The organism is Pseudomonas putida, assembly GCF_028682455.1.
In the GTDB taxonomy this organism is placed as follows: domain Bacteria; phylum Pseudomonadota; class Gammaproteobacteria; order Pseudomonadales; family Pseudomonadaceae; genus Aquipseudomonas; species Aquipseudomonas putida_AA.
Window position 1 is genome coordinate 469,612 of record NZ_JANHLD010000003.1, and the last position, 12,145, is coordinate 481,756.

The 12,145-nt window shown below is 61.6% G+C and carries 11 protein-coding genes; 2 read left to right on the forward strand and 9 right to left on the reverse strand.

The features are described 5' to 3' along the window. Nucleotides 1–9: 9 nt before the first annotated feature. The 7 genes from NPS58_RS19340 to NPS58_RS19370 all read right to left on the reverse strand — a co-directional run bounded on the left by NPS58_RS19340 (nucleotide 10) and on the right by NPS58_RS19370 (nucleotide 9,428). Nucleotides 10–897, reverse strand: a complete 888-nt coding sequence (locus NPS58_RS19340; protein ID WP_274116907.1) for a response regulator — start codon at nucleotides 895–897, stop codon at nucleotides 10–12. Nucleotides 898–1,061: 164 nt separating this feature from the next. After that, a complete protein-coding gene (gene phoU, locus NPS58_RS19345) occupies nucleotides 1,062–1,820 on the reverse strand; it encodes a phosphate signaling complex protein PhoU (RefSeq protein WP_274116908.1) in 759 nt (252 codons plus the stop codon). Between the two features lie 119 nt (nucleotides 1,821–1,939). Next, nucleotides 1,940–2,773 (reverse strand): phosphate ABC transporter ATP-binding protein PstB, encoded by an 834-nt coding sequence (pstB, locus tag NPS58_RS19350; protein ID WP_274116909.1) that lies wholly within the window; start codon nucleotides 2,771–2,773, stop codon nucleotides 1,940–1,942. Between the two features lie 85 nt (nucleotides 2,774–2,858). Next, a complete protein-coding gene (gene pstA, locus NPS58_RS19355; RefSeq protein WP_274116910.1) occupies nucleotides 2,859–4,529 on the reverse strand; it encodes a phosphate ABC transporter permease PstA in 1,671 nt (556 codons plus the stop codon). A 17-nt stretch (nucleotides 4,530–4,546) separates the two neighbouring features. Beyond that, nucleotides 4,547–6,835 carry an ABC transporter permease subunit gene (locus NPS58_RS19360; protein WP_274116911.1) on the reverse strand — a complete coding sequence of 763 codons (2,289 nt, stop codon included), beginning with the start codon at nucleotides 6,833–6,835 and terminating at the stop codon, nucleotides 4,547–4,549. 139 nt (nucleotides 6,836–6,974) lie between these two features. After that, complete coding sequence (locus NPS58_RS19365; RefSeq protein ID WP_274116912.1) at nucleotides 6,975–7,976, reverse strand: phosphate ABC transporter substrate-binding protein PstS; 1,002 nt, start codon at nucleotides 7,974–7,976, stop codon at nucleotides 6,975–6,977. A gap of 162 nt (nucleotides 7,977–8,138) precedes the next feature. Further along, nucleotides 8,139–9,428, reverse strand: coding sequence for an MFS transporter (locus NPS58_RS19370; protein WP_425313085.1), 1,290 nt, complete (start codon nucleotides 9,426–9,428; stop codon nucleotides 8,139–8,141). A gap of 372 nt (nucleotides 9,429–9,800) precedes the next feature. Between NPS58_RS19370 and NPS58_RS19375 the strand changes: the two genes are divergently transcribed. Both NPS58_RS19375 and NPS58_RS19380 read left to right on the forward strand, forming a co-directional pair. Continuing rightward, nucleotides 9,801–10,202, forward strand: coding sequence for an acyl-CoA thioesterase (locus NPS58_RS19375; RefSeq protein ID WP_274116913.1), 402 nt, complete (start codon nucleotides 9,801–9,803; stop codon nucleotides 10,200–10,202). 72 nt (nucleotides 10,203–10,274) lie between these two features. Next, nucleotides 10,275–11,171, forward strand: a complete 897-nt coding sequence (locus tag NPS58_RS19380) for a D-hexose-6-phosphate mutarotase (protein ID WP_274116914.1) — start codon at nucleotides 10,275–10,277, stop codon at nucleotides 11,169–11,171. 60 nt (nucleotides 11,172–11,231) lie between these two features. Here NPS58_RS19380 and NPS58_RS19385 read toward each other — a convergent pair whose 3' ends face one another. Together NPS58_RS19385 and NPS58_RS19390 are read right to left on the reverse strand one after the other, a co-directional pair. Then, complete coding sequence (locus NPS58_RS19385) at nucleotides 11,232–11,765, reverse strand: DUF3299 domain-containing protein (protein WP_274116915.1); 534 nt, start codon at nucleotides 11,763–11,765, stop codon at nucleotides 11,232–11,234. 44 nt (nucleotides 11,766–11,809) lie between these two features. Continuing rightward, the gene (locus tag NPS58_RS19390; protein ID WP_028942497.1) at nucleotides 11,810–12,055 is read right to left on the reverse strand and encodes a GlsB/YeaQ/YmgE family stress response membrane protein; all 246 of its coding nucleotides are present in this window, start codon (nucleotides 12,053–12,055) and stop codon (nucleotides 11,810–11,812) included. Nucleotides 12,056–12,145 lie beyond the last annotated feature (90 nt).

Consider the following 12,145-nt stretch of genomic DNA (forward strand, 5'->3'; position numbering starts at 1 on the left):
AGGGAGTGATCAAGCGCCTGGAACGAAGTGCTTCTGCGCCGTACCGCGGGCAATCAGCCGCGACAGGTAATCGAGCTTCTGGGCATCCTGATCGACGAACTTGAAGGTCAGTTGCAACCAATCACTGTCGGGTTTGGGCTCCAGCGCCGCGACGGCGTGAAGGTAGCCGTTGAGCCGGGCCACCTCGGCGTTCTCGCCCTGTTCAAGGTCCAGCACAGCCCCTTCCAGTACCTGTGGCAGGGGCTCGCCGCGACGTACCACCAGCAGCGCTTCCTTTAGGCTCAGGGCCTTGATCACACAAGGCTGGACACCGCCTGGCAGGCGCAACTGGCCCTGGCCACGACCTGCGGGCGACGCTGGTTTCGGCGCGTCGATCAAGGGTTTGGCGGCTACGGGCGCGGGGGCCGGAGCAGGCTTGACCGCCTCGGCGCGGCCTCCCGTCAGGGCGTTCAGCGAATCGTTGGCAAAAGCCGAGTTGGCCCGGGTCGGGGCGCTGGCCAACAAAGTGTCGAGCTTGCCGACCTTGGTCAGGGCCTTTTTCACTTTGGTTAGCAGTTGCTCATTTGTGAACGGCTTGCCGACAAAGTCCGAGACGCCCGCCTGGATCGCCTGCACCACGTTTTCCTTGTCGCCACGGCTGGTCACCATGATGAACGGCAAGGTCTTCATCGACGCTTGCTCACGGCACCAGGTCAACAGCTCAAGCCCCGACATCTCCGGCATTTCCCAGTCACACAGCACCAGGTCGAAGGCTTGGCGGGCCAACAAGGCCTGCGCCTTGCGACCATTGATGGCGTCTTCGATGACCACGCCCGGAAAATGATTGCGCAGGCACTTTTTCACCAGGTCGCGAATGAACGGCGCATCATCGACCACCAACACACTGACTTTACTCATCGCCACTCCTATCGCATCCCGACCAGCATAACGCTGAATGATGGCCACTTGCCAAGCATCGACTCGCACCGGGACGCATGATTCCGTTCGCGGCTGCCTTTTAGGTACTCGCCCCACAAACGAAAACGCCCGGCCTAGGCCGGGCGTTGTTACTCGGGGCAGTCTTACTTATCGTCAGCTACCGCCGAAACATTAGCCTTTTCGCTACCGCCCTCGACCTCTTCCTTCATGCGCTTGAGGCCCAAGTGACGCACATCGGTACCGCGCACCAGGTAGATCACCAGCTCGGAAATGTTGCGCGCGTGGTCGCCGATACGCTCCAGCGAACGCAGGGCCCAGATGACATTGAGCACTCGCGAGATCGATCGCGGGTCTTCCATCATGTAGGTGACCAGCTCGCGCAGGGCCGTCTTGTATTCCCGGTCGATGGTCTTGTCGTACTGGGCCACCGACAGCGCCAGGTCGGCGTCGAAACGGGCGAACGCATCCAGTGCGTCACGGACCATGTTGCGCACCTGGTCGCCGATATGACGCACTTCGACGTAGCCACGCGGCGACTCACCTTCTTCGCACAGCTGGATGGCACGGCGAGCGATCTTGGTCGACTCGTCACCGATGCGCTCCAAGTCGATCACCGACTTGGAGATGCTGATGATCAGACGCAGGTCCGAGGCGGCCGGCTGGCGACGGGCGAGAATCCGCACGCACTCCTCGTCGATGTTGCGCTCCATCTGGTTGATCTGGTCGTCGACTTCACGCACCTGTTGGGCCAGGCCCGAGTCGGCATCGATCAGCGCGGTGACCGCGTCATTGACCTGTTTCTCGACCAGGCCGCCCATCGCCAGGAGGTGGCTGCGAACCTCTTCGAGCTCGGCGTTGAACTGCTGGGAGATGTGGTGGGTAAGGCTGTCTTTATCGATCATCTTTCGCTCCGCGAACAAGCCGCTGGCTTCAAGCCGCAAGCTTCAAGTCATACATGTTATGCCAGGCACCGCCGTCTTCTTGCCGCGTGTAGCGTGCAGCTTGAAGCAGTCGCCCGGCCCTAGCCGTAGCGACCTGTAATGTAATCTTCGGTCTGCTTCTTCGCCGGGTTGGTGAACAAGGTGTCGGTGTCACCAAACTCGATCAGCTTGCCCATGTACATGAAGGCGGTGTAATCGGAAACCCGCGCCGCCTGCTGCATGTTGTGAGTAACGATGACGATGGTGTACTTGGACTTCAACTCGTAGATCAGCTCTTCGACCTTCAGGGTCGAGATCGGGTCGAGTGCCGAGCACGGCTCGTCGAGCAGCAGGACTTCCGGCTCCACGGCGATGGTACGGGCAATCACCAGACGCTGCTGCTGACCACCGGACAGGCCCAGTGCCGACTCATGCAGGCGGTCCTTGACCTCATCCCACAGCGCCGCGCCCTTGAGCGCCCATTCAACGGCTTCGTCGAGCACGCGCTTCTTGTTGATGCCCTGGATACGCAGGCCGTACACCACGTTCTCGTAGATGGTCTTGGGGAACGGGTTAGGCTTCTGGAACACCATGCCGACGCGGCGACGCAGCTCGGCCACGTCTTCGCCCTTGCGGTAGATGTTGTTGCCGTACAGGTTGATCGCACCCTCTACACGGCAACCGTCAACCAGGTCGTTCATACGGTTGAAGGTACGCAGCAAGGTCGACTTGCCGCAGCCGGACGGGCCGATGAACGCGGTCACGCGCTGCTTGGGGATGTTCATGCTGACGTCGAACAGCGCTTGCTTGTCGCCGTAGTACAGGCTCAGGCCAGGCACTTCGATGGCAACGGTTTCTTCTGCCAGACGCAGGCTTTGCTTGTCGCGACCCAGGGCCGACATATCGATGCCGTGGGCGTGGGATTCATGCTGCATGGTTAGGCTCCATACGCTATCAATTTCGTTTCATCGAACCGCCCGGTTCAACACACGGGCGGCACTTGCAAAAAGGGTGTGGCGATCAGCTGTCCAGCGCCTTGTACTTCTCGCGCAGGTGGTTCCGAATCCATACCGCCGACAGGTTCAAGGTGGCGATCACCAGGACCAGCAGCAACGCGGTGGCATACACCAGCGGCCGCGCGGCCTCGACGTTGGGGCTCTGGAAGCCGACGTCGTAGATGTGGAAGCCCAGGTGCATGATCTTCTGGTCCAGGTGCAGGTACGGGTAGTTGCCATCAACTGGCAGCGACGGTGCCAGCTTCACCACACCCACCAGCATCAACGGCGCCACTTCACCCGCGGCACGGGCCACGGCGAGGATCATGCCGGTCATCATGGCCGGGCTGGCCATCGGCAGCACGATCTTCCACAGGGTCTCGGCCTTGGTTGCACCGAGCGCCAGCGAACCTTCTCGGACGGTGCGAGGAATCCGCGCCAGGCCTTCTTCGGTGGCCACGATCACCACCGGTACCGCCAGCAGGGCCAGGGTCAAGGAGGCCCAGAGCAGGCCAGGGGTACCCAGGGTCGGCGCGGGCAATGCCTCAGGGAAGAACAGGCGGTCGAGCGAGCCACCCAGCACATAGACGAAGAAGCCCAGGCCGAATACCCCGTAGACGATCGCCGGGACACCGGCGAGGTTGTTCACCGCGATACGGATCAGGCGAGTCACCGGGCCCTGGCGTGCATATTCACGCAGGTACACTGCCGCCAGTACACCGAACGGGGTGACGATCACGGCCATGATCAGGGTCATCATCACCGTACCGAAGATGGCCGGGAAGATCCCGCCTTCGGTGTTGGCTTCACGCGGGTCGTCGCTGAGGAACTCCCAGACCTTGGCGAAGTACACGCCCAGCTTGGTGAAGGTGTTCATACCGTTCGGCTGGTAGGCGTGGACCACCTTGCTCAGGTTGATCTCGACTTCACGGCCATTGCCGTCCTTGGCAACCAGGCTGTCGCGACCGAAGTCTTGATGCAGGCTGCCCAGGCGCTCTTCGATGGCCTTGTAGCGGTTGTTCAGCTCGGCGCGCTCAGCTTCGATATCGGCCTGGGCGGCAGCGTCCAGCTTGCCATCGAGCTCCAGCTTGCGGGTCTGCAGGCGCAGACGCTCAAGGCCGTAGTTGATTGCACCGATGTCTTTCTTCTCGAGCTTCTGCAGCTCGCCGGCGAGCTTGTCGGCACGCTTGAGGCGCGCCTGCAGCTCGGCCCAGGCCGCCTTGCCTTCGGCGACCACCTTGCCATCTTCCTTGACGCTGACCAGGTAGCCGTAGAAGTTGCCCCACTCGCGACGCTCCAGGGCAATCAGGTCGACCGGGGTCTGCTGGTCGGTCAGCCACTCGCCGACCACCCAGGTGAAGTCACTGCCGTTGAGGTCACGGTTACCGACCTTGATCAACTCACGGGTCATGAACTCCGGGCCCTCGTCAGGCACCGGCAAGCCGGCCCCCTTCAGACGCACGCGCGGTACTTCTTCCTTCTGTACCACCTCGCCGACCACCACGTGGCTGGCCTGGCCCGGCACGGTGTAGTTGGCCTGAACCAAATCGGCCGGCCAGAAGTGGCCCAGGCCACGCACAGCGATCACAGAGAGCAGACCAATGGTCATGATCACCGCGATGGCGACCGCGCCACCGCTGATCCAGACGCCAGGGGCGCCGCTCTTGAACCAGCTTTTGAGGGAATCCTTTTTCACGGATCTCTACCTTTCTATCAAAGCGACGAGTATTTCTTGCGCAGACGCTGGCGAATCAGCTCGGCCAAGGTGTTCATCACGAAGGTGAACATCAGCAGCACCAACGCGGCGAGGAACAGCACGCGGTAATGACTGCCACCGACTTCCGATTCGGGCATCTCCACGGCAACGTTGGCCGCCAGGGTACGCATGCCTTCGAACAGGTTCAGCTCCATGACCGGGGTGTTGCCGGTGGCCATCAGCACGATCATGGTTTCACCTACCGCACGGCCCATACCGATCATCAGCGCCGAGAAGATGCCTGGGCTGGCGGTCAGGATGACCACGCGGGTCAGGGTCTGCCACGGCGTCGCACCCAGCGCCAGGGAGCCCAGGGTCAGGCTGCGCGGCACGCTGAACACGGCGTCTTCTGCAATCGAATAGATGTTCGGGATGACCGCGAAGCCCATGGCGATACCGACAACCAGGGCGTTACGCTGGTCATAGGTGATACCCAGGTCGTTGGTGATCCACAGGCGCATGTCACCGCCAAAGAACCAGGTTTCCAGGAACGGGCTCATGTACAGGGCGAACCAGCCGGTGAACAGGATCACCGGGATCAGGATCGCCGCCTCCCAACCATCCGGAACCCGCAGGCGCAGCGACTCAGGCAAGCGGCTCCAGGTGAAGCCGGCGACCAGGATGCCGATCGGCATCAGCAGGAACAGGCTGAACACACCCGGCAGGTGTCCTTCCAGGTACGGCGCCAGGAACAGACCGGCGAAGAAGCCCAGGATCACCGTCGGCATCGCTTCCATCAGCTCGATCACCGGCTTGACCTTGCGGCGCATGCCCGGGGCCATGAAGTAGGCGGTGTAGATGGCGGCGGCAATGGCCAGCGGAGCCGCGAGGATCATTGCGTAGAACGCGGCCTTCAGGGTACCGAAGGTCAGCGGCGAGAGACTCAGCTTGGGTTCGAAGTCGGTGTTCGAGGCGGTCGACTGCCAGACGTATTTCGGCTCGTCATAGTTCTCGTACCAGACCTTGCTCCACAGCGCGCTCCAGGACACTTCCGGATGCGGGTTCTTCAAGGTCAGCGGCAGCAGCTTGCCACCTTCTTCGATGATGATGCGGTTGGCCCGTGGCGACAGCGCCAGAACGCCTGCGCCTTCGGCAACCGGCTCGACCAGCAGCGTACGGTGGGCGGTACTGTGGAACACGCCGAGCTCGCCGGCGGCATCCAGGGCGATGAAGCCTTTGCGACGCTCTTCGGCATCGATCTGCACGATTGGCGCCTTGCCCATCTGGAACTCGCGAATGCGCTTGAAGCGCTGCTCGCCGTCCGGGTCGCGGGCCATGAACCACTGCGCCAGGCCACCCTTGGAGTCACCGATGATCAGCGAGATACCACCGACCAGCTGGGCGCTTGCCGTGACTTCGGCATCGCCGTTGTCGAGCAGTTTGTAGCGACCATTCAGGCTTTTTTCGCGCAGGCTGAAGACATCCGCCTGGGCCCGGCCATTGATCACGTACAGCCATTGCTGACGTGGGTCGATAAAGATCGATTTCACCGACTCGGTCATCTGCGGCAGGTCGATACGGCTCTGCTCGCTGGTGACCTCGCCGGTCATCATGTTCTCTTCGCGGCTCAGCGAGACAACCTGCAGGTGCGCACCGGTGGAACCGGCCACCACCAGGGTCTCGCCATTCACGTTGAGGCTCACATGCTCCAGGGCACGGCCCTGCTCATCGAGCACGAAAGGCTCCTGGCCATAGGGGTAGTCGATGCCAGGTGTGATGGTTTTCTTGTTGTCCGGGTAGGTGATCTTGTAGCTGTGGCTGAACGCCAGCGCCTGGCCGTTGGACAGGCCCAGCACCACCAGCGGGTTGCCCGGCTGGTCATTACCGATCGAGGTCACCTGGGTGCCGGCTGGCAGTGGCAGGTCGACGCGCTTGAGTTCGGCACCGGTCTTGGTGTCGAAGAACAATGCCTGGCCCTTGTCGGACACACGCATGCCCACCAGATTCTGCTCTTCCAGGGCGATCATCAGCGGCTTGCCGGCGTCCTGGCTCAGCCAGGTCGGCTCCAGCGCCTTCTTGCTGGTCAAGGTAGCGCCCTGGAACAGTGGCACGACCACGTAGGCCAGGTAGAAGAAGATCAAGGTGATCGCCGCCAGCACGGCAAGCCCGCCCACCAGTACATACCAGCGGGTCAGGCGATCCTTGAGCGCACGCAGGCGACGCTTGCGTTGCAGTTCGGGCGTATTGAAATCAATCCGCACGGGGGGAGAATTTTGGGTCATGGTGGAGTTGGCCAGATCATTCATGCGCACACCCTAGCGGTCCCGTATTACAAAAACATGACAATGAAGTGACGCAAAAAAGCCCGCCGCTCAGGGGTCCCTGGCAGCGGACTCGCAATTTGCGGTGGGGGCTGGTCATTTCCAGGCCCCACCTGTCTCACACTCAGTTCTTCGCGACGCCTTTGTTGGCGTGGCTCAGGCCCAGGTCGGCCAGGGCTTTTTCAGCCACTTTGGCAGGCAGTGGGATGTAGCCGTCCTTCACGACAACTTGCTGGCCAGCCTGGGACAGGACCAGTTTGACGAACTCGGCTTCCAGCGGGGCCAGAGGCTTGTTCGGCGCCTTGTTGACGTAGACGTAGAGGAAGCGCGACAGCGGGTAGGTGCCGTTCAGGGCGTTGGCTTCGTTGTCTTCAACGAATGCGCCACCTTCTTTCTTGGCCAGAGGCACGGTCTTGACGCTGGCAGTCTTGTAGCCGATGCCCGAGTAGCCGATGCCGTTCAGCGAGCTGCTGATCGACTGTACGACCGAAGCCGAACCAGGCTGTTCGTTGACGTTTGGCTTGAAGTCGCCTTTGCACAGGGCTTCTTCTTTGAAGTAGCCGTAGGTGCCGGATACCGAGTTACGACCGAATAGCTGGACTGGCTTGTTGGCCAGGTCGCCGGTCACGCCCAGGTCAGCCCAGGTCTTGACGTCGGCCTTGGCACCGCACAGGCGAGTGGACGAGAAAATCGCATCGACCTGAGCCATGGTCAGGCCCTTGATCGGGTTGTCCTTGTGTACGAACACGGCCAGGGCGTCGACGGCAACCGGAATGGCGGTTGGCTTGTAGCCGTACTTTTGCTCGAACGCCTGCAGCTCGACGTCCTTCATCTTGCGGCTCATCGGGCCGAGGTTGGCGGTGCCTTCGGTCAGCGCGGGTGGCGCGGTGGAGGAGCCGGCAGCCTGGATCTGGATGTTTACGTTCGGGTATTCCTTCTTGTAGGCCTCAGCCCACAGAGTCATGAGGTTCGCCAGGGTATCGGAACCGACGCTGGAGAGGTTGCCCGACACACCGGTGGTCTTGGTGTAGGTCGGAATAGCAGGGTCAACAGCGGCAACCGCATTGGCGGTAGCAACGCCAGCGGCGACGAAAGTCAGGGCCGCCATCAAACGCTTCAGTTTCATGCCTTACTCCTAGCAGGAATTGGGGGTGAGATGGATCGGGCCCAAGTATCTGCAGGCCGTATGAACACTCTATGAACCGAATGTGACAATTAGATGAAAGGCCATCACCGAATCTCGGTGATGGCCTTTTCAAAATGTTGCGAGGGGCGGGCTAGAGGGATATCAGCGTTTCTTGGCGAGCAGATAGAGGCCGACCAGCAGACCAATGGTGCAGATGCCGGCCACGTAGTAGGCCGGGCCCATCGGGCTGAACTTGAGCAGGTAGGTGACCACCATCGGGGTCAGACCACCGAAAATCGCGTAGGCCAGGTTGTAGGAAAAGGACAACCCGCTGAAGCGCACCACCGCCGGGAATGCATGGACCATTACATAAGGCACCGCGCCGACGATGCCGACAAACAGACCGGTCAGGGCGTAGAGCGGGAACAACAGTTCCGGGTGCTCGAACAGGGTGTGGTAGAAGCACCAGGAACTGGCCAGCAGCGCCAGGCTACCGACCACGAACACCCGCCCTGCCCCGAAGCGATCGGCCAGCATCCCAGCCACGACGCAACCCAGGCTCAGCAGCACAATGGCCAGGCTGTTGGCTTGCAGGGCCACGGTGGGAGCAATGCCATAGATCGTCTGCAACACCGTCGGGGTCATCAGGATGATCACGATGATCCCGGCCGACAGCAGCCAGGTCAGCAACATCGACAGCACGATGGCGCCACGGTGGTCGCGCAGTACAGCCCGCAGCGGCACTTCCTCGGCCAGGGCCTTGCGCGCCTGCAGTTCGGCGAACACCGGGGTTTCATGCAACCAGCGACGCAGGTACACCGCGAACAGCCCGAACACACCCCCCAGCAGGAACGGGATCCGCCAGGCGTAGTCGGCCAACTCTTCAGGCGTGTAGATACTGTTGATGGCCGTGGCGACCAGCGAGCCGAGCAGAATGCCGGACGTCAGCCCCGCCGTCAGCGTGCCGCAGGCGTACCCGATATTGCGCGAAGGCACGTGCTCGGACACGAATACCCAGGCACCCGGCACCTCGCCGCCGATGGCCGCGCCCTGGATCACACGCATCAACAGCAGCAGGATCGGCGCCCACATGCCGATCTGCGCGTAGGTAGGCAGCAGGCCCATGATCAGCGTCGGCACGGCCATCATGAAGATGCTCAGGGTGAACATCTTCTTGCGCCCCAGCAGGTCGCCGAAATGCGCCATGACGATGCCGCCCAGTGGGCGCGCCAGGTAGCCGGCGGCAAAAATCCCAAACGTTTGCATCAAGCGCAGCCATTCGGGCATGTCCGCAGGGAAAAACAGCTTCCCGACGACCGTGGCGAAGAACACGAAAATGATGAAGTCGTAGAACTCCAGCGCTCCGCCCAGGGCGGAAAGCGACAGGGTCTTGTAGTCACTGCGGGTGAGCGGCCTCGAAGGCTGCGCGATACTGCCGGGCACGGAGGTCATAGGTATCTCTTATTGGTATCGCTGATTGGTACTGCAGGCCGCCTGCCGCGCGGGTTTCGGGCCTGGTGGGCCTCGAACGATAGCAAATTGCAAGAAAAAGCACAGTGCGCACAAATTCAATACAAGTATTCATAAATGCATGGTCGTCGCTGCGCTTTCTGCTCTATATACTGGCCGCCTGTATCAAAAGGTTGCGTCTATAGAAGGATGTTGTGCGAAAACGCCGCTAGGTATGCTTAGTCGGTTTCGCAGAGTTTCCCTTCGCCGCCTGGCAAAGCGAAAGCAGCGTAGTATGGTTGTGCTGAATCGTTTTTCGAGGCGTCTGCATTAGCGCCAACCAACGAAGCGTCACGGGTCAGAGGCACCCCCGGCATGATTGAACTCGAACAAGAAGATCCCATCCCGCAAGGCGACCTGGCCTTGCAGATCACAGCATTGCCGCGTGAAACCAATGGTTTCGGCGATATTTTTGGCGGCTGGCTGGTCGCCCAGATGGACCTGGCCGGCACCGCCATGGCCAGCCGCGTCGCCGGTGGCCGGGTGGCCACGGTCGCTATCGACCGCATGGCCTTCCTGGTCCCGGTGGCCGTCGGCGCGCAGTTGTCCTTCTATACCCAGCCCCTGGAAATCGGCCGTAGCTCGATCCAGATGATGGTCGAAGTGTGGAGCGACGACCCGCTGTCCAGCGAATGGCGCAAGGTCACCGAGGCTGTGTTCGTCTTCGTTGCCATCGACGGCAGCGGGCGCACCCGTTCGGTTCCTCCTCGTCGCTGAGGCGGCTGCGCGGTAAACTCGGGGGTATGCAAGCAGTCCAAGACTGTACGGCAAACCCAAGAGATCAAGCGCATGTCCACACCCAAGGTCGAATCCGAACAACACGGCGAGCTCAATTGCTGGCGCATCACCACTGACAGCGCCGAACTGCTGGTCGCCCAGCAGGGCGCCCAGGTGTTGAGCTACCAGCGGCTCGGCGAACCACCCTTGTTGTGGTTGAGCGAACAGGCCATCTTCAAGCAGGGCAAATCCGTGCGAGCGGGAGTTCCGGTGTGCTGGCCCTGGTTTGGCAGCCTGGGCCGCAATCCGCAGGCCGTACAGGCCATGTACCACGGCAATGAGGCCCCTGCCCACGGCCTGGTGCGTGGGCGCGACTGGCAGCTGCTGGCTATCGCTGAAGAAGCCGGCGCGGTACGCGTCGACTTCAACCTGCCAGACACTCAAGGCGATCTCCCCGGCTGGCCCCACACGGTCGAGCTCACGTTGAGCATTGTCATGGGGGAACAGCTGACCGTCACCCTCACCAGCTACAACCTCGACAACGTCCCGGTGACCATCAGCCAGGCACTGCACAGCTATTTCGCCGTCAGCGACGTGCGCAATGTGCGGGTGGAAGGCGTCGAGGGCCTGGGCTACATCGAGACGCTGGCAAACTGGGAGCAACGTACACAGTCGGGCGCATTGACCTTCGCTGGCGAGACCGACCGTATCTACCTGCAGTCACCAGACTCCTTGAGCATTGTCGACCCTGACTGGAACCGGCGTATTCGCCTGACCTGCAGCGGCTCTCGCTCAGCCGTCATCTGGAACCCCTGGACCGACCGCGCTGCAGCACTGGCGGATATGGCCGACGATGGCTGGCAGCGCATGTTGTGTATCGAGACCGCGAACGTCTGGGATGACGTGGTGACATTGGCGCCGGGCGCCAGTCATTCGTCGAGCGTGAGCATTGGCAGCGAAGGGCTTTAGATAGTTGTCGCGGGGCAAGCCCGCTCCTGCCGGTAGGAGCGGGCCTGCCCCGCGATGCGGTTACAGATCGGCATCCTCCACTACCCGCACCTTCGCCGCATCCAGGGCATAAGCCGCATCAGCCAGGTCATTGCTGACCTTTTCGACCTTCAGGGTGCCGCTGACCCACAGCGGTGTGTAGATATCGTCCAGCTTCACGCCACGGGGATAGCGCACCAGCACCAGTTGGTTGGGCGGCGGTGGCGGGACATGGATGCAGGCGCCCGGATAGGGCACGAGAAAGAACAAGGTGCTGTTGCCCTTGGCGTCGCTTTCCAGCGGTACCGGATAACCACCCAGGCGGATCTGCTTGCCATTCATGGCGGGCACCGTCTTGGTTGAGTACATCACCGCCGGCAGGCCTTTGCTCTGCTTCATGCCGCCCTTCTCGGTGAAGGTGCCCATGGCTTCGGGAGAGTTGTGGTCGATCTCGGGCATCAGCTCCAGGGCTTTCTGGTCCGACTTGGGCATCAGTTCCAGCCAGTCGGTTTCCGGCAGCTCGGCGCGGGCAAGGCTGCTGATGAGCAGCAGTGAAACCAGTAAGACACGGCGCATAAAAATGCTCGGCAACGAAAATTGCCGAGCATTCTAGCCTGCCGTCAGTTCTTTTTGACCATACCGTAGATCACCAGCAGGACCACCGCGCCCACCAGTGCTCCCAGGAAGCCTGCGCCTTCGCCCGCCTGGTAGATGCCCAGCGCCTGGCCGCCGTAGGTCGCTGCAAGCGAGCCGGCAATGCCCAGGAGAATGGTCATGATCCAGCCCATGCTGTCGTCGCCTGGCTTGATGAAGCGTGCCAGCAGACCGACGATGAGGCCGATGAAGATGGTTCCGATGATACCCATGGCAATCCCTCTGAGTGAAATGGCGCACGCCAAAGCCTAGTCAGCGCTTTGGCATCCTGCCATCAGAGGGACTGCAGAGAAGGATGGTTC